Source organism: Shewanella sp. SW32 (genome assembly GCF_025653365.1).
GTDB lineage: Bacteria > Pseudomonadota > Gammaproteobacteria > Enterobacterales > Shewanellaceae > Shewanella > Shewanella oncorhynchi.
In genome coordinates, this window is record NZ_JAKKSJ010000009.1 from 31,435 (window position 1) to 52,482 (window position 21,048).

At 45.2% G+C, this 21,048-nt stretch carries 21 protein-coding genes; 14 read left to right on the forward strand and 7 right to left on the reverse strand.

Annotated features, from left to right (window positions below):
- Nucleotides 1–4: 4 nt before the first annotated feature.
- The 3 genes from L5M28_RS06850 to L5M28_RS06860 all read left to right on the forward strand — a co-directional run bounded on the left by L5M28_RS06850 (nt 5) and on the right by L5M28_RS06860 (nt 3,230).
- A complete protein-coding gene (locus tag L5M28_RS06850) occupies nt 5–535 on the forward strand; it encodes a hypothetical protein (protein ID WP_263202831.1) in 531 nt (176 codons plus the stop codon).
- On the forward strand, nt 532–2,520 hold the full coding sequence (locus tag L5M28_RS06855) for a GMC family oxidoreductase (protein ID WP_263202833.1): 1,989 nt from the start codon (nt 532–534) through the stop codon (nt 2,518–2,520). The genes L5M28_RS06850 and L5M28_RS06855 overlap by 4 nt, the downstream gene beginning before the upstream one ends.
- Before the next feature lie 332 nt (nt 2,521–2,852).
- The gene (locus L5M28_RS06860) at nt 2,853–3,230 is read left to right on the forward strand and encodes an SH3 domain-containing protein (protein WP_263202834.1); all 378 of its coding nucleotides are present in this window, start codon (nt 2,853–2,855) and stop codon (nt 3,228–3,230) included.
- A gap of 295 nt (nt 3,231–3,525) precedes the next feature.
- On the opposite strand, the gene ylqF is transcribed toward L5M28_RS06860, so the two are convergent.
- Both ylqF and L5M28_RS06870 read right to left on the reverse strand, forming a co-directional pair.
- A complete protein-coding gene (gene ylqF / locus L5M28_RS06865; RefSeq protein WP_011919190.1) occupies nt 3,526–4,467 on the reverse strand; it encodes a ribosome biogenesis GTPase YlqF in 942 nt (313 codons plus the stop codon).
- A gap of 150 nt (nt 4,468–4,617) precedes the next feature.
- Complete coding sequence (locus L5M28_RS06870) at nt 4,618–5,457, reverse strand: isopenicillin N synthase family dioxygenase (protein ID WP_263178601.1); 840 nt, start codon at nt 5,455–5,457, stop codon at nt 4,618–4,620.
- Nucleotides 5,458–5,829: 372 nt separating this feature from the next.
- On the opposite strand from L5M28_RS06870, the gene L5M28_RS06875 reads away from it, so the two are divergent.
- On the forward strand, nt 5,830–6,735 hold the full coding sequence (locus tag L5M28_RS06875) for a bifunctional methionine sulfoxide reductase B/A protein (RefSeq protein ID WP_263181840.1): 906 nt from the start codon (nt 5,830–5,832) through the stop codon (nt 6,733–6,735).
- Between the two features lie 154 nt (nt 6,736–6,889).
- Here the strand turns inward: L5M28_RS06875 and hemB are convergent, their stop codons facing one another.
- Nucleotides 6,890–7,873: a porphobilinogen synthase gene (hemB, locus tag L5M28_RS06880; RefSeq protein WP_263202835.1), complete on the reverse strand. Its 984-nt coding sequence runs from the start codon at nt 7,871–7,873 to the stop codon at nt 6,890–6,892.
- A 351-nt stretch (nt 7,874–8,224) separates the two neighbouring features.
- Between hemB and tsaB the strand changes: the two genes are divergently transcribed.
- From tsaB to rnd, 7 genes are all read left to right on the forward strand, one after another.
- On the forward strand, nt 8,225–8,938 hold the full coding sequence (gene tsaB, locus L5M28_RS06885; RefSeq protein WP_263202837.1) for a tRNA (adenosine(37)-N6)-threonylcarbamoyltransferase complex dimerization subunit type 1 TsaB: 714 nt from the start codon (nt 8,225–8,227) through the stop codon (nt 8,936–8,938).
- 106 nt (nt 8,939–9,044) lie between these two features.
- Complete coding sequence (locus L5M28_RS06890) at nt 9,045–9,359, forward strand: hypothetical protein (RefSeq protein WP_006081355.1); 315 nt, start codon at nt 9,045–9,047, stop codon at nt 9,357–9,359.
- Nucleotides 9,352–10,080, forward strand: coding sequence for a M50 family metallopeptidase (locus L5M28_RS06895; RefSeq protein ID WP_219233714.1), 729 nt, complete (start codon nt 9,352–9,354; stop codon nt 10,078–10,080). Before L5M28_RS06890 ends, L5M28_RS06895 begins: the two co-directional genes overlap by 8 nt.
- Before the next feature lie 210 nt (nt 10,081–10,290).
- Nucleotides 10,291–11,103: a class I SAM-dependent methyltransferase gene (locus tag L5M28_RS06900; RefSeq protein ID WP_263202838.1), complete on the forward strand. Its 813-nt coding sequence runs from the start codon at nt 10,291–10,293 to the stop codon at nt 11,101–11,103.
- 21 nt (nt 11,104–11,124) lie between these two features.
- Nucleotides 11,125–11,988 carry an alpha/beta fold hydrolase gene (locus L5M28_RS06905; RefSeq protein WP_263202840.1) on the forward strand — a complete coding sequence of 288 codons (864 nt, stop codon included), beginning with the start codon at nt 11,125–11,127 and terminating at the stop codon, nt 11,986–11,988.
- Nucleotides 11,989–12,192: 204 nt separating this feature from the next.
- Complete coding sequence (fadD, locus tag L5M28_RS06910) at nt 12,193–13,866, forward strand: long-chain-fatty-acid--CoA ligase FadD (protein WP_263202842.1); 1,674 nt, start codon at nt 12,193–12,195, stop codon at nt 13,864–13,866.
- Nucleotides 13,867–13,936: 70 nt separating this feature from the next.
- Nucleotides 13,937–15,046: a ribonuclease D gene (gene rnd, locus L5M28_RS06915; RefSeq protein WP_263202843.1), complete on the forward strand. Its 1,110-nt coding sequence runs from the start codon at nt 13,937–13,939 to the stop codon at nt 15,044–15,046.
- 92 nt (nt 15,047–15,138) lie between these two features.
- Here the strand turns inward: rnd and minE are convergent, their stop codons facing one another.
- Genes minE through minC form a run of 3 tightly spaced genes read right to left on the reverse strand, consistent with a single transcriptional unit; the run spans nt 15,139 to nt 16,901 of the window.
- Nucleotides 15,139–15,396, reverse strand: coding sequence for a cell division topological specificity factor MinE (gene minE / locus L5M28_RS06920; RefSeq protein ID WP_028760193.1), 258 nt, complete (start codon nt 15,394–15,396; stop codon nt 15,139–15,141).
- A 2-nt stretch (nt 15,397–15,398) separates the two neighbouring features.
- On the reverse strand, nt 15,399–16,208 hold the full coding sequence (gene minD / locus L5M28_RS06925) for a septum site-determining protein MinD (RefSeq protein WP_006086391.1): 810 nt from the start codon (nt 16,206–16,208) through the stop codon (nt 15,399–15,401).
- 27 nt (nt 16,209–16,235) lie between these two features.
- A complete protein-coding gene (gene minC / locus L5M28_RS06930; protein WP_006086392.1) occupies nt 16,236–16,901 on the reverse strand; it encodes a septum site-determining protein MinC in 666 nt (221 codons plus the stop codon).
- Between the two features lie 122 nt (nt 16,902–17,023).
- Here minC and L5M28_RS06935 point away from each other — a divergent pair, with 122 nt between their 5' ends.
- Nucleotides 17,024–17,302: a YcgL domain-containing protein gene (locus L5M28_RS06935; protein ID WP_028760191.1), complete on the forward strand. Its 279-nt coding sequence runs from the start codon at nt 17,024–17,026 to the stop codon at nt 17,300–17,302.
- 143 nt (nt 17,303–17,445) lie between these two features.
- Nucleotides 17,446–17,886, forward strand: coding sequence for a YcgN family cysteine cluster protein (locus tag L5M28_RS06940; protein WP_131525467.1), 441 nt, complete (start codon nt 17,446–17,448; stop codon nt 17,884–17,886).
- Nucleotides 17,887–18,060: 174 nt separating this feature from the next.
- Here L5M28_RS06940 and L5M28_RS06945 read toward each other — a convergent pair whose 3' ends face one another.
- Nucleotides 18,061–19,581, reverse strand: coding sequence for a methyl-accepting chemotaxis protein (locus tag L5M28_RS06945; RefSeq protein ID WP_263202844.1), 1,521 nt, complete (start codon nt 19,579–19,581; stop codon nt 18,061–18,063).
- Between the two features lie 469 nt (nt 19,582–20,050).
- Between L5M28_RS06945 and pheS the strand changes: the two genes are divergently transcribed.
- The gene (pheS, locus tag L5M28_RS06950; protein WP_006081368.1) at nt 20,051–21,034 is read left to right on the forward strand and encodes a phenylalanine--tRNA ligase subunit alpha; all 984 of its coding nucleotides are present in this window, start codon (nt 20,051–20,053) and stop codon (nt 21,032–21,034) included.
- Nucleotides 21,035–21,048: the final 14 nt, after the last annotated feature.

The following is a 21,048-nucleotide window of genomic DNA, read 5'->3' on the forward strand; positions in this document are numbered from 1 at the left end:
CATCATGACTGATATTACAGGCGCGACTGCCGATACTATGAATCATTTTATTGGTTTGAGCGCGGTATTAACCGGCTTTGCGACCAGTATTATTGCCCCGACATTGGATCCCGTGGATATTAAATCCGAATACTTAGCCGTGTTTACGCAAAAAATAACCGAAGAATCGAAGGACCTAACTTTAGTTACAACTATTCTGCAAAAATTTGCGGCGTTAAAAGCGCAGCAATTATCAGATCAACAAATTGGCACGCAAATGCTGGCACCAGACAACGGGGCTAATTTTGTGTTGGCCTGTCGTAAATTGATTTTTATGTGGTACTCAGGTGCATGGCCAACCATTATTCCCTCGACGGATACAGAGCCGGAAACCACGGTTAGCGATATGATTTCGGCAAAAAGTTATACCACAGGTTTAGTTTGGCAAGTTATGCAGGCTCATCCGATGGGGGATTCAAATTATCGCTATGGCTATTGGGCGAAACAGCCCGCTGCACTGTCGGCATATACGGGTCATCAAGGAGGTGCTGTATGAGCACTCAAACCAATTACGATGTCATTATTGTGGGATCAGGTATTGCCGGTTCTATCATGGCTTATCAACTGGGGATGGCGGGGAAAAAAGTATTAATCCTCGAAGCAGGGCAGGAAGTGCCGGTTGACCGCAGTGGTTACATGGAAACCTTCTTTAAAGCCAATGCTAAAACACCTGAGTCACCTTATCCTCCAACCACACAAAATCCAGCGGCATCGACGGCGGATAATCCACTCGGATTGCCTGATCCTGCGAAGGAGAATGTGCCGCGTTATACCGTGTTGCAAATTGGCGCATGGCGCAATCCAAAGCAATGTTATTTCGATTACACGCCGCAGCCTGAACATTTGAAACCTGACAGCCCTGAAGCAAAGTTTGCTTTTGCGAGTTCCTATGAGCGTATTGGCGGCGGCACAACTTGGCATTGGCTAGGAACCAGTTTGCATTTATTGCCCAATGATTTTGAGTTGCAAACCCAGTATAAGCAGGGCGTGGATTGGCCCGGTGGAAAACAATTTTATCAGGCGCTGGTTCCTTACTATGAACAGGCGACCAATGAGATTGGCGTCGCCGGTGACAAAGAGGCGATGGATCAGCTTTATCGCGGATTTAATGTTTCACCTGATGGTGTTTATGGGCCGAATTACGATTACCCAATGCCTGGCATTGTTTCATCTTTAGTTGATCAACAATATGAACAAGCTGTGAGCGATATGGTGTACGACAATATTCAATTGTCAGTCACGCCAACCCCTCAGGGGCGCAATTCATTACCGGGTGAACGCCGTCAATGTGCGGGGAATACAAATTGTATTCCTATTTGCCCTATCCAAGCCAAATACGATGCCACTGTGACGCTCGGGCGAGCATTGCAAACCGGCAATGTAGATGTGTTTTATCGTCACGTTGCGACAAATGTTCAAGTGGATGAAAATACAAAGGATGTTGTTGGTATTGATTATGTGACCTATCAAACTCACGGGGGGATAGCGACGGGCGGCGGTACCGTTACGGGTAAAAAATATGTGATTGCCGCTCACGCGATTGAGACGCCTAAATTATTGCTCATGTCTAAGCGTAATAAAGCTTGTCCGAACGGTGTCGCCAACTATAGCGATCAAGTGGGGCGTAATTTGATGGATCACATTATGTATTTGGCCTGGGGTCTGGCGAAAGATCCTGTCTATGGTTTTCGGGGGCCTTTATCTACTGCGGGTATTGAAAGTTTACGTGATGGCGCCTTTCGTAAAGACCGTGCCGCCTATCGTATTGAAATCGGCAATGAAGGTTGGCAGTGGGCAGCGAATGATCCATTCACGACCTTAGCTGATTTTGTATTTGGGCAAAATAATTCGCAATTAAATGGGGATTCTGTCAATCAGCAGGGGATTCCATTACGGTTTGATCCCGCCATGTCTGCGAATAGCGCCTTATTTGGTGCCTCACTGGTGAATACCTTGAATGGTATTTACACACGGCAAATTCGTATGGGCTATTTAATTGAACAATTACCTGATCCGGAAAACCGTGTCGAGTTGTCGGAGACGCTGAAAGATAACTTAGGTTTGCCGCGCCCCAAATTAACCTATCGTGTACGGGAGGATTATGTGCGCAATGCGTTCGTGTCGGCTAAAGATATTTCGACCAAACTCTTTGACGCCCTTGATGCGCGGGAATATACCAAGGCTCCGCCTGCGCCGGTATTTTATGGTGATAAGAGTCAAGTAACGTCGAATAATTTTGAATATCAGGGCCATAATTTTACGTTTTACGGTGCTGGACACATTGTGGGGACGTATCGAATGGGGGACTGCAGAGATACGTCGGTGGTGAATCCTCGTCAGCAATCTTGGGATCATAGCAATCTGTTTTTAGTCGGTAGCGGAGTGTTTCCAACGGTTGCAACGGGTAATCCAACCCTCACTTTGGCAGCGTTGGCATTCCAGGCTGCAGATCATGTTTTGGAAGACCTTAAAATAAGTTAAAAAAGTTGTAATTATTCATTAGCTTGCTGTTAATTCCCATTGAAAACCGCGTGCAAATTGGCGCGGTTTTTGGCTAACTGAATATACCTTCATATTACGCTAACTGGCATTTTCCTACTCACAATGCAGTTTATTGTCATCGTATTTAAAATCAAAATATTACAGTTTTTATGCTGATAATTGGTTTGAAAACTGTGCATGCGTGTGTTGTCGGATAGTATGTTTGATAGAAAACTGATAAGTTTCATTCAAACAATGCGTTAATTGGGCGTGCTTTGATAAGCCAATAAGTTTAACGTTCACAAATACTTATCAAAAGGTTAGCTGAACACATGACTACTAAGAAATATATCGTTGTCAATCCACATGAAAGTGAGTTTCCTAACCCCATTACGTTCAAAAAAGGTGATCCTCTTACCGTTGGAGAAAAATATGCAGGTCCTGAAGGCTGGGATCTCTGGTTCCTTTGCACTACGCCAGGGCAAGATGCTGGTTGGGTTCCTGGTCAAGTGATTCAGCGCCTAAAAAATTCCAACGGGCTGGCGCTTGAGGACTATACGGCAAGAGAACTTAATGTGCATGAAGGGGAACAACTCATTGGCACACGAATGTTGAATGGCTGGGTATGGTGTATAAAAGCTGTCAGTGAAGAATCAGGGTGGGTACCATTAGAAAACTTGAAAGAAGTGGTAGATTCATCCCGCGACTAAAGCACCTTTGCTGTGTAGTCAAACCCAAGATGGCTCCTTGGTGTATTGTGCCAAGAGGATGATGACTGGCGGATATTGAGAGCTTATATCAGGCACGCAGAAGTCATTGGCGTAAAAGTGTTTTTTAACGCGAAAGTTTCGTTTCAGATAATAAAAAAGCCAGTATATTCAATATACTGGCTTTAACTTTAAACATTGATGAATGAGCGCCATAAGCTGGAATATAAAAGTCATCAGCGTCTTGTCTTTAACGTCTTTAACAAACTATGCGCCTTATATTCCAAATGCAGAGTGACTAGTCGTTATGACGTTTGCCTGAACGTTTAAGTCTCTCTGCTGCCAATTTGGCTTCTTTCTCTGCTTCTTTTTCGGCCATGATACGGGCGACTTCAATCTTTTCAAGCTCTGCCATCGCAGGCGTTTCTAGCGAGAGTAAGCCTATTTTTCCCGAGCGATATTCATGCAGTAATAACTCTGATGCTTTGTGCATATCGATGCGACCACCGGGACGCAGTGCACCACGTTTACGGCCTATTTCCTCGAGAAGTGCGACATCATCCTTTGGTAATTCACTTAAGTTATAGCGCTCACAAATCTCTTTTGGATAAGCGGTTAAGAAATACTTAGCGGCGAACAGGGCCACATCTTCATATTCCATCGCCGTATCTTTAATCGCGCCAGTGACGGCAAGGCGATAGCTGCTCGCTTCATTATCTACTTTGGGCCACAAAATACCTGGGGTATCCGACAGCACGATACCGTTACGTAAATTGATCCGTTGCTGGGTTTTGGTTACCGCAGGTTCGTTACCGGTTTTGGCGATAACACGGCCAGCTAAGGTATTGATGATGGTAGATTTCCCAACATTGGGTATTCCCATGATCATAGTGCGAATGTCTTTTTCGGTTTTATCGCGACTTGGCACTAGCTTACGACAGAGATCAGGGATTTTTTTCACCATTGCCGCTTGCAGCGTTGTGATCGCCGTGGCTTTGACGCCTTGTTCACGCTCTAAGTATTCAATCCATTGTGCGGTGATCTCTGGATCGGCCAGATCAGATTTATTGAGCAGTTTGATACAAGGTTTGTCGCCTCGAAGCTGAGCCACCATGGGGTTTTCGCTACTGTAGGGAATACGCGCGTCCAGCACTTCGATAACAAGATCGACTTGAGGCATTGCCTCTTCAATCTCCTTGCGTGCCTTGTGCATATGCCCCGGATACCACTGAATTGCCATGATAACGCCTTGTCCTAAATAACTTAAAGAACGGCTATTCTACCTTGAAGGTGGCGAATGTCATAAAAAAAGCGCCCTAAGGCGCTTTAATCGCTTAATCCTTGACTGTCTCTTGCGATTGTTGCTTGGATTAATAGGCTGAATTAAGGCTTAGATCACCCCGAGTTCGCGCAATCTTTCCATCAGATAGCTGTCAGCGGTATAGCGATCCGATAGCACTACAGCAGGGTTTGGATGTAAAAATAACGGCAAAGAGATCCGCGACTTGGTTTTATCCGTACCTTCAGGATTGATGACGCGGTGTGACGTCGATGGGAAATAGCCGCCAGAGGCTTCCTGTAACATGTCACCGATATTGATAATAATGTTGCCAAAATCGCTGGGAACATCTAACCAAGTGCCATCTTTGGCTTTCACTTGCAATCCAGGCTCATTGGCTGCAGGTAACACTGTGATAAGGTTGATATCTTCATGTGCTGCGGCGCGAATGGCGCCCATTTCTTCACTGCCCGTCATCGGCGGGTAATGCAGAATGCGCAGCAAGGTTTTTTGGCTGTTGGCGATCATTTCTGGCAATGGCATCGAAAACTTGGCTTTTACTTCTTCTGGTGAGTAGGTTTCAATCCACTCTAAAAGCTCAGCGGCCAGCGCGTTGGCTTTGTCGTAATAGGCGAGAATATTGGCACGTAGTGAATCGGGGATACGGCCCCAAGGGTAGACGTGGTAGTACTCTTTAATGTCTTTGACTGTGTTGCCTTTGGCAGTTTCAGAAATCGACGCAGGGAAGAAACCGTCGTGGGTTTCTTTTTTAAACATATAATCGTTTTTAGCTTCTGAGTTAAAAAAGGCTTGCCACTCGGTGTAGATGTCTTCAACTAAGCGCTTATCAATCGGATGATTAGATAAAACACCAAAGCCAGTTTCCCGAAGTGATTCAACGAATTGCTGGGCACTGTTTTCAGCGCGGTAATCAATGGTTTCTAATTTCATTTTGGTTTCTACTTGTTATATTTAGTTGTAAATTGACCCGCAGCAAGTGTAGCCGTGCGCTGATGTGGGTGCAAATACTCAGCGACTGTGATCTGGATCAACTGCCGTATTTTCCGTCATTTATGCAGTCGCTTATATGAGTACTTAATATGAGCACTTATATTAGTACTTACTTGAGTGGTAAGATTTTAGTCACCAAATCCGTTAGTATGGGCATTAGATTTGTTGTGATTGGATTGATGTCAGCCGCATTTTGAAGCCGAGTGCAAGAAATCTTGCTTGGAGTGGGTCTTATGTTGGCTTCCTTATAAATCAGCTTCTTAATCAAAGAATATCGAAATACACAACGACGTGAGTCGAAAGGGCATTAATATGAATAAACTGACCGATTTTGAACGCTATGTTATCGAAGAGAAAGGCACTGAACGCCCCTTTAGTGGTGAGTATTATGAGCACGATGCTAAGGGTTTGTATTTATGCAAAAAATGCCATGCCCCCTTGTATCGCTCTGAGCATAAATTTAATGCCCATTGTGGCTGGCCTGCCTTCGATGATGAAATTGCCGGCGCTGTAACCCGCCATATAGACGCTGACGGCCGCAGAACCGAGATTGTTTGTAGCCAGTGCGGCGGTCACTTGGGGCATGTCTTTGAAGGTGAAATGTTAACACCTAACAATATCCGTCACTGTGTTAACTCCGTATCTATGGTGTTCAAAGGGATGGATGATGCTGTTGAACCAGCACCTAATCACTTTGCGACTTTTGGTGCTGGGTGTTTTTGGTGCGTCGAAGCGATTTTTAAAAGCCTAAAGGGCGTGGTGAATGTCACTTCAGGTTATGTCGGCGGCGAAGCCCATGATGCCGATTATAAATCTGTTTGCTCGGGCCAAACCGGCCATGCTGAGGTTGTGCATATCGAGTTCAACCCTGAGGAAATTGATTTTACGACGCTATTACAGGTCTTTTTTGAGAGCCATGATCCGACCACGCTTAATCGTCAAGGTAATGATAAGGGGCCACAATATCGTTCCGTGGTGTTTACCCATAATGCTGAGCAGATAGAGCAAACTACCGCTATGCTTGCTCAGTTAGCAGTAGCCAAGGTTTTTGATGCGCCGATAGTGACTCAGGTTTCAGCGTTTGATACTTTTTATCCCGCTGAAAATTATCACAATGACTACTTCGCTTTACACGGTGAGCAGCCCTATTGTCAGATGGTCGTGCGTCCTAAAGTGGAAAAAGTGAAAGCCTTGTTTGCAAGATTGCAGAAGGCTTAAGCGATTTAGCACAAGGTGTTAAATACAAAAACGCCACCGATAAAGGTGGCGTTTTTATGGGGTTTCTAAAGTGCAAAACCTAGTTGTTCTCTTAACAAGCCGCTTAGCTATCGATTTAACGATTAGCGTAACTTTTGATTCGCTACCGACGCAACTATCGGCTTTCAGTTAACCATTGGGCGTATTGTTTAGTGTAATAGCTGACAATCAAATCTGCACCCGCCCGCTTTAAGCCGATAAACGTTTCAGTCACCACCGCACGCTCATCCAACGCGCCCGCAAGGGCGGCAAATTTAATGCCCGCATATTCACCGCCGACTTGATAGGCGGCGAGTGGCAAGTGGGTTTCTTGTCTTAAACGGCTGAGCACATCTAAGTAGGGGGTGCCAGGTTTAACCATCAGGATATCGGCGCCTTCGGCTTCATCTAATGAGGCTTCTAACAGGGCTTGACGACCATTAGCATAATCCAGTTGATATCCCTTGCGATTTCCGCTGAGTTCACAATCAACCGCTGCTCTAAAAGGACCGTAAAAAGAAGAGGCGAATTTTGCCGAGTGGGCCAGAATCGCCACATGTTCAAAACCTGCGGCATCGAGCCCTTGGCGAATGGCTTTCACTTGACCGTCCATCATGGCCGATGGTGCTAACATATCAGCGCCCGCTTTGGCGGCTGTTATCGATTGCTTAACTAAATTTTCGACTGTGAGATCGTTGCAGACTTCATTATTGTGCACCACGCCGCAATGGCCGTGATCTGTGTATTCACAAAAACAAATGTCGGGGATCACCATCATCTCAGGCACGGTAGCTTTAATGGTGCGCACCATACGGGCGAGTAAACCATTGTCGTCCCATGTATCGCTGCCTTTATCATCTTTAGTGTGCGAAATCCCAAAGGGCATCACATAGCGGATCCCTAGGGTGTAAAGCTCGCGAACTTCATCCGCCAGTGCGCTCTCAGGTAAACGGCTGATGCCAGGTAGCGTGGAGATAGGCACGGCATGGGTGATGTGCTCTTCAATGAACAGGGGATGGATAAGATCGCTCAGCGAAATATGGGTTTCGCGCAGCAGATCGCGCATTGCTTCTGAATTACGTAAGCGTCTTAAGCGACGCAATGGAGGCGTGTTTAACATGAAATGTCCTTATCGAAGGCGGGTTAAAGCAATCGTACAATACTAAGGGAATGGCAAGGGATAAATTCGCCCCTTACTTTTCTGCTCTGACAATCAAAGTTGAAAAAGTTTCCCCAAGCGAGCTATATTCATTAATGAGTTTATTGATCATTGACTTAGATCACATAAATCCATCTCGTCCAGATTTGCGACTGAATATCATGCGAGCGCTATTTTAGCTGAGTTGCTTGCTTAGCCCTTTGTTTTCGGGCATTTGATGTTATTATTTGCGCCAGTTTTCTCATGGCATATTCGCGCAATACAGATTATGTAAATTTGATGCGAAATCTTGCCCGCTAATCCGGTTTTGAAATGACAATAACACACGAACACTCTGCTTGTATTCTTGCCTTAGACACTTGTACCGAATCCTGCTCAGCTGCGCTGCAATACCAAGGTCAGATGTATGCTGAACTTGCCGATGCACCGCGTGAACACAGTCAACGTCTGCTGCCTATGGTCGATTCAGTGCTCAAGCAAGCGGGCATTCGCTTAGATAAAGTGACTGCGATTGCTTACGGACGAGGCCCTGGCAGTTTTACGGGGATCCGCATCTGCACTAGCATGACGCAAGGTCTGGCACTGGGGTTAGATTTGCCTGTGATTGGTATTTCAACCTTAGCGGCAATGGCACAAATGGCGATTAGCGAGCATCAAGCCGAGCAAGTTTTGTGCACCATTGATGCGCGCATGGGCGAAGTGTACTGGGGCCAGTTTGTGGCCGTTGACGGTATTGCAACGCTTGTCGGTAAAGAAGTGGTCAGTTCACCTGCGGACGTACAACTTCAGCTCGATACTCAAGCGCCAATTGTGGGCTGCGGCACAGGTTTTGATGCTTATCCCGATTTGCTGGCACTCGGCAAGGGGATTTTAGCTCTCGAGGCCGTGAAATATCCCGATGCAAAGGCTATGCTGATATTGGCTGAAGCAGGCATAAAAGCTGGACTGACAACCTCGGTCGATGAGCTTGAACCTGTGTATTTACGTGATACAGTCACATGGAAAAAGTTACCCGGTCGTGAATAAGCTGTTCTTTGCCTGAGTATCTGCGATAGAATCTCAGGCGACTGATACTAAGCATTCTTTACGATGAATGGCTTAACGATGGATAGTGCAAACTTAAGGCTTCTTGATGCAAGTTAATGTGAATCAAATGAGTTTGACGAATGCTGTAGCGAGTAATAGACCCGCTATCGCTCAGGGGCTGACTGCGCCTGAATCGTCACGCCCAGTGATTGAGCAAGATGCCGTCGAAGCCCTTAGTTTAGAAACTCAGCCTAAAAGTAAAAGTGCAGCGGGAAATTTACAGTCAAGGCTCGGCGCCCACCTCGAGTATGAGCAAGATACTCGCGGCCATCAGGGGGCGATTGCCCAATATTTACAAACCCAACATGCCGCCAAACGCGATGAAATTCAGCAAATGGTGGGTGTTGACTTGTATGCTTGAGCATCAAAAAACGTCTTCTAGTTCAACCTCGCGATTTTCCTCTTCTAAACTGACAGGCTTAGCCACAAGTGGTGTGCCAAGCCGTGGTTTGTTTATTATCGAGCTAGTTTTAGCTTTATTGATAACTCGAATTCCCTATTTGAGCGTGCCGTTTAAATGGCTTGAAAGCTATTTTCATGAACTGTCCCATGGCATTGCAACGATTTTAAGCTCAGGCGTGGTCAGCCATATTCAGTTGTTTCCGAACGGCGCAGGATTTTGTTTTAGCCAAGGCGGCTCGCCGATGTTTATTGGCTTTGCAGGGTATTTTGGTGCGGCCTGTTGGGGATATTTAATCTATTTATTAGCGACTTGGCCAAAGGGGATCCGCGTGAGTTTTGCCTTGCTAGGTGCCTTAGTCGTGCTAAGCGGCTTGCTTTGGGGCAGGGATATTCTCACGTTAGCGATTTTAGCTGTGCTGACTATTATTTTGTTGTTACCGCTTAAACTCAGTCAAAACAAAATGTTGACTCAGTTTTTGCGTATTATTGGCTTGATGATCATGCTTAATGCGCTTGCGAGTCCGACAGTGTTGCTCGGGCTTGATGGTCAAGGTGATGCAGTGATGTTGGCCGAGCGTTCTTGGATCCCCGCGTGGATTTGGGTGGGATTATGGTTATTAACCAGTGCCTGCGCTTTGTATTTTGCGTGGCGCCGTGTCGATAACGCTGCGAGTCGTTAGTTCTCAAGCTTGTTTAAGGCCTCAGTCGTCTAGTGTTTTCCCCATCGTTTTTCTGCTTTGAACTTTGTTGATTTAGGTAAAGGTGATTTTGCTCATCACTTTGAGCTATAACCACTTATGTCGCTTAAAGCTTAGTTTTCCGACTTCTATTCCTTGGATTTTTGGCCATTGGCTGCTAGGTTAAGCCTTCGGTATCCATGGAGAATTACAATGAAAAAAGTCACCTTAGTTGCCAGTCTGCTGCTTGCTGGTTTATGTTCGAGTGTTACCTATGCCGATGAAAGCTTAGATAAAGTCTTAAAAAGCGATTTTCGTCAGGCTAAAAATGCCAGTCGTGACGTTTATCGTCATCCCGCTGAAACCTTAACTTTTTTTGGCATTACCCCAAAACAGACTGTGATTGAACTCTGGCCGGGTAATGGCTGGTACAGTGAAATATTAGGGCCTTATCTTGCTAAAGAGGGCCAATATATCGCAGCCAGTTTCGAAACGGCTCCTGCGATAGATACTCCCGGAAATCGTTATCGCGCTAACGCGGGTACTAAGTATGCTGCGTGGATGACGGCCAATAAAGACGTCATGGGCAATGCTAAGATTGTTACCTTCGATCCTCCACATAAGATGGATTTAGGCGCTGACGGTAGTGCTGATCTGGTATTAACCTTCCGAAATCTACATAACTGGGCATCAACAGATCAGTTGGAAAACGTGTTTGCCGCGTCTTATAAAGTGTTGAAGGACGGCGGTATCTTTGGCGTGGTAGAGCATAGAGCTAACGAAGGAATGAACTTCAGCACTGGCTATATGGATCAAGCGGCTATGGTTGCTTTAGCCAAAAAAGCAGGTTTTACCTTAGTTGAAAGTGCAGAAATCAATGCGAACCCCAAAGATACGAAAGATTACGCCAAAGGTGTTTGGACGCTACCGCCCTCTTTTGCCTTGGGTGATACCGATAAAGAAAAATACCAAGCGATCGGTGAAAGTGACCGTATGACACTTAAATTTGTCAAAAAATCATCTTAATTACCTGACATCAGAGGCATTATGTGGCAATCTTTCGCCCCCAAAAATCAAATCGAATTTGTATTACCTCATATTACGGTCGCGGGCCGATTATGGGGGGCGAAGGATAAACCTTTATTGCTTGCCTTACATGGTTGGTTAGATAATGCCAACAGTTTTGAACCCTTAGCAGCGCATTTACTTGATTATCAAGTGCTTGCCATTGATTGGCCAGGACACGGCTTTTCTGCACATAGGCCGGGACACTATCCACTGCATTGGATTGATTATTTGTATGATTTAGACGCGTTGTTAACGGCATTACCGCAAAAGCCAGCGGCAATGATTGGGCATTCGCTCGGCGGTATTATTGCCTCAGCTTATACGGCGACGTTTCCCGAAAAGGTTAACAAGCTGGTATTGATTGAAGCGTTAAGCCCCTTGTCTGAGTTGCCAACGCAAGCTAAGGCGCGATTGAAAAAAAGCTTCTATCAGCATGAGAAGTATTTAACTCAGAAACATGGGCAGGCAAAGATTTACGACAGTATAGATACTGCGGTGCGGGCGAGGGCACATTTAACAGGACTTGCCGAACCTTGGTGTCGTTTGTTGCTCGATCGTAATATGCAGCCCGAAGGTGATGGCATAGGTTGGCGTAGTGATCCTCGATTAAGATTAGATTCACCCCAACGATTAACCTTCGCCCAAGTTGATGCCTTGATGCAGGACATCAATGTCGAAACCTTATTAATTTGTGGCAAACAGGGATTTAGCCAGTTGCAGAGCGCGATACCTAAGGCCAGAACGTGGTTCAAGCATTTGTTTGAGCACATAATTGAGGGCGATCATCATGTGCATATGGACAATGCCGAAGGCGTTGCACGTTTGATCCGCAAATTCGTTTAATAGGTTGCTTATATGGGTATAAAAAAGACGCTAGGTTTTTTGTTTTTTTTATGTGATGATGATCAAAATTAAAACGCTCGTATGATTTATGACGAGTAAATCAATAACTATAAAATGTAAGCCGGTATTTTAACTCGGTATTTATCGAGTCTTGACGCTTGTATGGATATTGTTTCCGCAGTTGTGGGGATTTAGGAGAGAGTAGTGGATCAGCCTTGGATTAATCATTTGCCAGAAGATGTGCCTGCTGAAATTAATGTGGAACAATACTCATCGCTTGTCGACATGTTCGAGACAGCGGTGTCTAAGTATGAAGATCAACCTGCATTTATCAACATGGGTGCCACGCTAACCTATCGTAAATTGGAAGAACGCAGCCGAGCATTCGCTGCGTATTTACAAAATGAATTAAAGCTTGAAAAGGGCGACCGTGTCGCCTTGATGATGCCAAACCTGTTGCAGTATCCCATTGCACTGTTTGGTGTTTTGCGTGCAGGTATGGTGGTTGTTAACGTTAACCCACTTTATACACCGCGCGAACTTAAACATCAGTTGATTGACTCTGGCGCTAAAGCCATTGTGGTGGTGTCAAACTTCGCCCGCACTTTAGAAGAAGTGGTCGATCAAACTCCCGTTGAAAGCGTGATTATCACCAGTTTAGGTGATCAATTAAGTGCGCCAAAACGCACCTTAGTGAACTTTGTGGTGAAGTACATTAAGAAGTTAGTGCCAAAATACGATTTACCCCATGCTTTATCAATGCGCGATACCTTATCAACGGGTCGTCGCATGCAATACATCAAACCTGAAGTCACTAACGATGATTTAGCGTTTTTACAATACACAGGTGGCACCACTGGGGTCTCTAAAGGCGCTATGTTGACCCATGGCAATATTGTCGCAAACGTGTTGCAGGCCGATGGTGCATATTCTCCCGCTTTAAACGATGGCAGTGAGTTTGTCGTAACGGCCTTGCCGCTGTATCACATCTTCGCCTTGACCGTGAATTGCCTGCTGTTTTTGCACAAAGGTAGTCAGAATTTACTCATCACCAATCCTCGCGATATCCCAGGATTTGTGGCTGAGTTGAAAAAGTATCCTTTCACCGCATTAACTGGGGTAAATACCTTATTTAACGCTTTAGTGAACAGTGATGATTTTTCCCAGTTGGATTTCTCACGCTTAAAACTCTCTATCGGTGGCGGCATGGCGGTACAGAAAGCCGTGGCGGATAAATGGCAAACCATTACTAAAACCCGTTTACTTGAAGGTTATGGTCTGACGGAAGCCTCACCCTTATTAACCTGTTGTCCATATAACTTAGACGGTTATAACGGTTCAATTGGTTTTCCTGCACCTTCGACACTGATCCAAATCCGTAATGATGACGGCAAGGTATTAGCCCAAGGCGAAACCGGTGAACTGTTCGGTAAAGGTCCTCAGGTGATGAAAGGCTATTGGCAACGTCCTGAAGAAACCGCCAAAGTAATCGACACTGACGGCTGGTTAGCCACGGGTGATATTGGTTACATGGATGAGAAAGGTTTCTTCTATATTGTCGACCGTAAGAAAGACATGATCTTAGTCTCAGGATTTAATGTATTCCCTAACGAAGTCGAAGAAGTGGTCGCACTTCATCCCAAAGTGATTGAAGTGGCTGCCGTTGGTGTGCCAAACGACGCCAGTGGCGAGTTAGTGAAGGTATTTGTGGTGGCAAAAGATAAATCTTTAACCGCTGAAGACATCATTAAGCACTGCCGTATTCATTTAACGGGATATAAAGTGCCGAAGCTGGTAGAATTTAGGGACGAGTTACCTAAAACCAACGTGGGTAAAATCTTGCGACGAGAGCTTAGAGACGAAGCTAAGCGCGCGTAAGATTGAAGCCGGCATTTGCCGGCTTTTGTTTTTATGGACTGTGATTGACCCACAGGATCTGGAGAAGAATTTGTCAGCGTTTCAATATGTGAGTGATGAAGTAAGCCTTAATGCCCTCGTTGCCCAATATAAACAGAGTAAGATACTCGTGTTAGATACCGAGTTTGTTCGTACTCGTACTTATTATGCCAAGTTAGGTTTGATCCAAGCCTATGATGGTAAAACCTTAGCTTTGATTGATCCGGTGGCTTTACCTGATTTAGCCCAGTTTTGGGCGCTGTTATCGGACCCGAATATCGTTAAGCTAGTGCATTCCTGCAGTGAAGACTTAGAAGTTTTTGCGCACTACGGTAAATGTCAGCCTACGCCTTTGTTTGATAGCCAAATTGCCGCCTCTTTGTGTGGTATGGGTCATGGGGTGGGTTATGCCAAGTTAGTTGAAACTTGTCTTGGTGAAGTGATCGATAAAGGTGAGTCGCGTACAGATTGGATCCGTCGTCCTTTAACGGAAGCCCAGTTAAGCTACGCCGCCAATGACGTCCTGTATTTGTATCAGCTCTATCCTCAACTGGAAGCGAAACTTAGCGCCCAAGGGCGTTTAGCTTGGTTATACGAGGAAGGGGAAAGGATGACTCTGGGCAGGCTTGCCGATCCTGATCTCGATACAGCCTATTTGAAAGTGAAAAATGCTTTTCAACTCACTGAAATTCAATTGGCTTACCTTAAAGTGCTCGCCAAATGGCGCCTCGAAAAAGCCTTAGTTCGTGATTTAGCCTTAGGTTTTGTGATCAAAGATCATGGTCTTATTGCATTAGCGAAGAAGCAACCTAAAACTTCGGCTGACTTGTTTAAGCTCAATGACTTGACCGAACAGGAAAAACGCATTCACGGCAAAGATTTATTACGTGTGCTACAAACTGCGGATTTGGTGAATTTACCCGAGTTAGTGGATGTATTGGCGTTAAAATCAGGCTACAAATCGGCCTTTAAAGCGATTAAAAGCTGTTTGGTCGAATTATGCGAAAAGCATGATGTGCCGCAGGAAATGCTCGGTTCTAAACGTCATATCCATGAGTTTTTGCAATGGCGTTGGGATAAGCAACAAGGGGATTTACCGGCAGTGTTATGCGGTTGGCGAGGGGAATTAGCAACTGAGGCTTTAGCAAAGCTTCAGGTCTAGTGCTTAATATTTCGTACTTGAATCAATTGCTGAAAAACATCCACACCAAAATGTCATCTTCAATTGAAGATGACATTTTTTGTATCATCGACTTATCTGTCAGGCAAAGTGACGTTAAGCTCGAGTACCGACAGGTTGGCGTCGTTTTGATCTAACTGCACAGAAACTTGATCATCAGAAATCGGCACATATTTGCGAATAACGGCAATGATCTCTTGTTTCATCTGTGGGAAATAATCGGGAGTGTCCCTTTGTCCACGTTGATGAGCCACGATGATCTGTAGGCGCTCTTTTGCCATTACCGCAGTGCTAGGCTTTTTCTTGCTTTTGAAATAGTCGAGTAAAGACATAATTAGCTACCAAATATCCGTTGTAAGAAACCTTTCTTTTCTTCCGTAATAAAGCGTACTGGTACATCTTCACCCAGTAAGCGTGCGACTGTATCACTGTAGGCTAACCCCGCATCACTTTCTTGGTCGATAATCACAGGTACGCCTGAGTTAGAGGCTTTCAGTACAGATTGTGACTCAGGAATAACGCCGAGTAACTCAATGGCCAGAATTTCTTGAACATCGTCAACACTCAACATTTCGCCCGATTTTACACGGCTCGGTGAATAACGAGTCAAGAGTAAATATTCTTTTATCGGCTCTAGATTCAGTTCTGCGCGGCGTGATTTGCTTTGCAGCATACCTAAAATACGGTCTGAGTCGCGTACTGAGCTGACTTCTGGGTTCGTGGTCACAATAGCGATATCGGCAAAATACAGTGCCATCATAGCGCCTTGCTCAATCCCAGCGGGAGAGTCACACAGAATAAACTCAAAGTCTTTGGCCAAATCGTCTAAAACACGGCCAACACCTTCTTTGGTCAGTGCATCTTTATCACGGGTCTGTGAAGCGGGTAAAACGAATAACTTATCGCAGCGTTTATCTTTGATCAGCGCTTGATTTAAATTGGCTTCACCATTGATCACATTAACGAAGTCATAAACAACACGACGCTCGCAACCCATGATCAAGTCTAAGTTTCGTAAACCTATATCGAAATCAATAACGACTGTCTTGTGTCCTTGCATGGCAAGACCGGTCGCAATTGCAGCACTCGATGTGGTTTTACCTACGCCGCCTTTACCTGAAGTGACAACAATAATTTGTGCCATGTTTCTCTCTATCCTTTGTTCTGCCATTTAGAGGGGCAATGATTCAACCATAAGCGACTCACCGTTTAGGCGAATGCAGCCGCTTTTATCTGAGCTATGTTGTTGTAGATTTTCAGCGAGCCAATATTGCCCTGCTATTGAAACGAGTTCGGCCTCCAGAGAGTGGGCAATGATAACGGCGCTGGTATCGCCCGCGGCGCCTGCCATGGCTTTCCCTCGTAATGCGCCATAGATATGAATGCTACCATCTGCGATGACTTCTGCGCCATTGCCTACCGCACCAAATATGATTAAATCACCATTTTTTGCGTAGACTTGTTGGCCTGAACGAATATTTTGCTTCACTATTTTAGTTTGGCGCGGGGCCGGCGGCGGGGTACTGCTCTGTTTTCCCGCTTTGACTATGGCAAGGCCTAAGTCTTTTGCTTGTTTACTGAGTACGGTTGTCGCGCCCGTTATGCCAACAATCACTAATTGACGTGAGATCAGCAGATCCTTTAACGCACTTAAATTCAAGCTGTCGTGCTGAATGGCACTCAGATTGACGACTAAAGGAGCACCCAGAAAAAACTGAGGAGCCTGTGCCAATTTATGGTCTAATTCAGTCATGACAGCTTGTAAATCGCTGCTATTAATATGAAGCACTGAAAGAGTAAAAGAAGCGCCTTTTAACTCTAAGCTAGGTTTTGACATCCCGGCACTATTCTCCAGAAATCATCAGTCGGTTCGCTGATTTTACAATTAAATTACTAGGCGACCATGTTATAGTGTGCCCCATTGACTGGCAAGTTTGAACTATTGGATATTTGATTCTTATGCTATGTGCCGTTTATAAAAGTAGCCGAAAGGCTGATACTTATTTATTTGTGAAGAAAAGAGATTGTTTTGACGATGTTCCAGTGCCTTTGATGGAAATGTTTGGCGTGCCAAAGTTGGTGATGGTGTTTCCTATCGCTAAACGCGACGCGTTAGGAATGGCAGATATACATAAAGTCAGAGCAGCAATGGCAGAAAATGGCTTTTATTTACAAATTCCACCACCTCAGGTGAATTTATTGGCTGAGCATAAGCTGAGCCTTGGGATCAAAGATTAACCAGGTAGCATCAAGACGCTGCTAATGAGCTCAGGCGCGTCAAACCACACTCGTTAATCTCAGTGGCATTGCGTATCTGACGACAAATTAGTGTAAAATAGCCCGCATTGAGCGGGTTTTTTATTAAGAAGATATAGTTAATCATGGCATTTTGGCAGAGTAAAACATTAGCGCAGATGAGCACAACCGAGTGGGAATCCCTGTGTGACGGTTGTGGTAAATGTTGTTTAAACAAGTTGATAGATGATGAAACCGAAGACTTGTATTACACCAATGCAGCTTGCCTTTTGCTCGATCATCAAACGGCAGGCTGTCAGCATTACAGTGACCGTTTCACCCATGTCCCCCAATGTACAGTGATCACGATTGATAATATCCATGAGTTAACTTGGTTGCCCGACAGTTGTGCCTATCGCCGCCTAGCGGCAGGGCGTGAGCTACCGAGTTGGCATCCGCTGCTCACAGGCTCCAAAGAAGCGATGCATTTAGCGGGTATGTCGATCCAAGGCAAGGTGGTGGATGAAAGACGCGTGAAGGATATTGAAGATCATATCGTGCTATGGCCACTTAAAGACGTGGATTAACAGACGTGAATTCATTTTGCCGTAGCGTTATCGATTGAAAATTAACTTATTAATTGAAACGACACTTGTTGATTGGAACGTGACCGTCAGAATGAAAACAACAAGGGAGCGATTATCGCTCCCTTGTGCATTTTGGGTGTTAAGTGAATTTAAATTCCATCAAATAATGCGCAGCTAGATTTTTAATCCCACCATCAACTGATCCAGTTGCCCCGCAGTCGCTTGCAGCTCATCACAACCTGAAACCGACTGGTTGGCCGATTGCTCCACATCGTGTGATTGGTTGCGAATTTCCATTAAGTTAGTCGCAATCTCGTTGGCCACTGCCGATTGCTCTTCGGCCGAGGTCGCAATTAGCACACTCATTTCAAACACTTTGTTGCTGTGGTGGGCGATAAACTCTAAGTCTTTACCCGTTTGCAGTACGTGTTGTTTACCTTCATTGGCTTGATTCACAGTACGCGACATCACTTGTGTCAGATTGCGAGTACCCGATTGCAGTGATTCGATCATGGTTTTGATTTCAACCGTTGCGGCCTGAGTTCTCCCCGCTAAAGTACGTACTTCATCAGCCACCACGGCAAAGCCACGACCTTGTTCACCGGCGCGCGCCGCTTCAATTGCCGCGTTGAGGGCCAGTAGGTTGGTTTGCTGGGAAATCGCATTAATGGTTGACACCACTTCATCAATTTTACTGGCGTTGTCATTGAGTACACCTACCGCATTTGAGGCTGCGGAGATTTCATCCGATAACACATCGATGGCCTTAACTGTGGTTTCAATATCCTTCCCGCCCGCGCTAACCTGTTGATTGGCTTCTTGGGTTTCGGCTGAGGATTGTTCGGCATTGCGGGCAACTTCTTTCACTGCGGCGGTCATTTCTTCCATTGCCGTCGCTAAGGAGTCCAGATGTTGTCTCTGGTTTATCGCCAAGGATTGACCTTGCTGCGCAGTGCTACGAAACGATGATACAACTTCGCGTATTTTAGCGGTCGATTCTGCGATTTGCTTTACTAAGGTATGTTGACGTTCTACTAAGGTATCTATGCTGATGGCTAAGATACTGAACTCGTCCTTCACTTCGAAGAAGTTTAAACGCCCCGTTAAATCACCCGATGCGGCCCGTTTTAATGCCATCACCGTCGTATAAAGTGCGCCGCCTACGAAGGTTGAAATGTAATAGCTGAACAAAAATAGCACAAACAAGAGTGCCGCCATTAGGCCATAAACCAGCAGGTTATCGTTGGCGAGCAAGGCATCAATTTCTTTGCTGTCTAGGGGAATAATCGTGATCAGGTTTTGATCGTTAACTCGACTCACTGCTCTTGGTTGCTTACCGCTATCATCGATACCACCGCCACTGCGAGCGATGGATTGCGCTTTACTGTCGGCTTCATTTACCGAAACAATGCTGACATTACCTTCAATTTCGCGACTTATCTGGCTAAGGATAGTTTGGCGTTCTTGCTCTGGTAGTTTGTTATATAAGCTGCCAGTGACTTGGTTGATTTGTTGTGAAGCATTTTGCAGACTGTTGAGCTGTCCTTGAATTAAGGTTTGCTGGGATTGGTTATCTAGGAAAAGCGCCAGTCCAACAATCATCAACATAGGAACGATAGAGAGAATAGCGAATTTAGTTTTTAAGGTCATATGGATAAGATATTGATCTATCCAGCGAAATTTTACTTCTTTCATGAGTGCCTCGATAAAATGGGCTGTGAACCGAATGTATATCGGTTAGTTTGCCATAGACTTTATAGTTTTCTGTTTTGTAATGATTTATATGGTTAATGTAGTCTAATTGCAGTCATTATTGTGTTGTTTGCTGCAATTTTGGCAAGGTACAGGTGTGAGTTTACAGTTTAGTTACAAATGCTGCTAGTGGCTGAAAGCGGAAGTTGTTTACGTCAGAATCGAGGTTTGGGTTTCCCCTTGAGCAAAACTCAGGCTCTGAACTGGGGTAACACATGAATTTGCATGATAAAAACCCCCAATAAGCCCTAGTAATATGCCGCTCGCTCGCGTAAAATTTCTATCCTTTTATTTCGTTATAGCTAGCAAAGCGTCTGGCATTAACGCCCGATAACCTGAGCACCCAAATAGCCTGAAAGTTTGGCGCCCATAGCACTTGTTTATCAAGCGCGACTATGCAATGGAAGAGAAAATGCAGCAGTTAACTGAGATCGTAGAACAAGCCTTAGTCATTATTGACCAGGCCAGTGATCTAAAAGCACTGGATGATATCCGTGTCGATTACCTTGGTAAGAAAGGTAAGATCACCGACATGATGAAAATGATGGGTAGCTTAAGCCCTGAAGAAAAGCCAGCCTTTGGCCAAGCGGTCAATGATGCTAAACAGGCGATTCAACAAAAATTAACTGAGCGCATCGATGGTCTGAAGAGTTCGGAATTGGAAGCCAAATTAATCGCTGAAAAGATTGATGTGACTTTGCCAGGCCGCACCCAAGAGATCGGTGGCTTACATCCTGTGACTCGAACCATTGAGCGCATCGAAACCTTTTTCGGGGAATTAGGGTTCTCGGTAAAGCAGGGGCCTGAAATTGAAGATGATTTCCACAATTTCGACGCACTGAATATCTCTGAGCACCATCCTGCGCGTGCTGATCATGATACCTTTTATTTCAATCCTAAACTGATGCTGCGTACCCAAACTTCGGGCGTGCAAATCCGTACTATGGAAACTGAAAAGCCACCATTACGCATTATTTCTCCGGGCCGTGTTTATCGTAACGATTACGACCAAACTCACACGCCTATGTTCCACCAAGTGGAAGGGCTTTTGGTTGATGAGCATGTGAACTTTGCCGAATTGAAAGGCATTTTGCATGACTTCCTGCGTAACTTCTTCGAAGAAGATCTGCAAGTGCGTTTCCGTCCATCTTACTTCCCATTCACTGAACCTTCAGCGGAAGTGGACGTGATGGGCAAAAATGGTAAATGGCTAGAAGTGCTTGGCTGCGGTATGGTACATCCGAATGTGCTGCGCAGCGTTGGCATAGATCCAGAAAAATACTCTGGTTTTGCTTTTGGTATGGGTGTCGAGCGCTTAACTATGTTGCGTTACGGCGTAAACGATTTACGTGCGTTTTTCGAAAACGACCTACGTTTCCTGAAGCAATTTAAATAACGGAGCTGTAATAG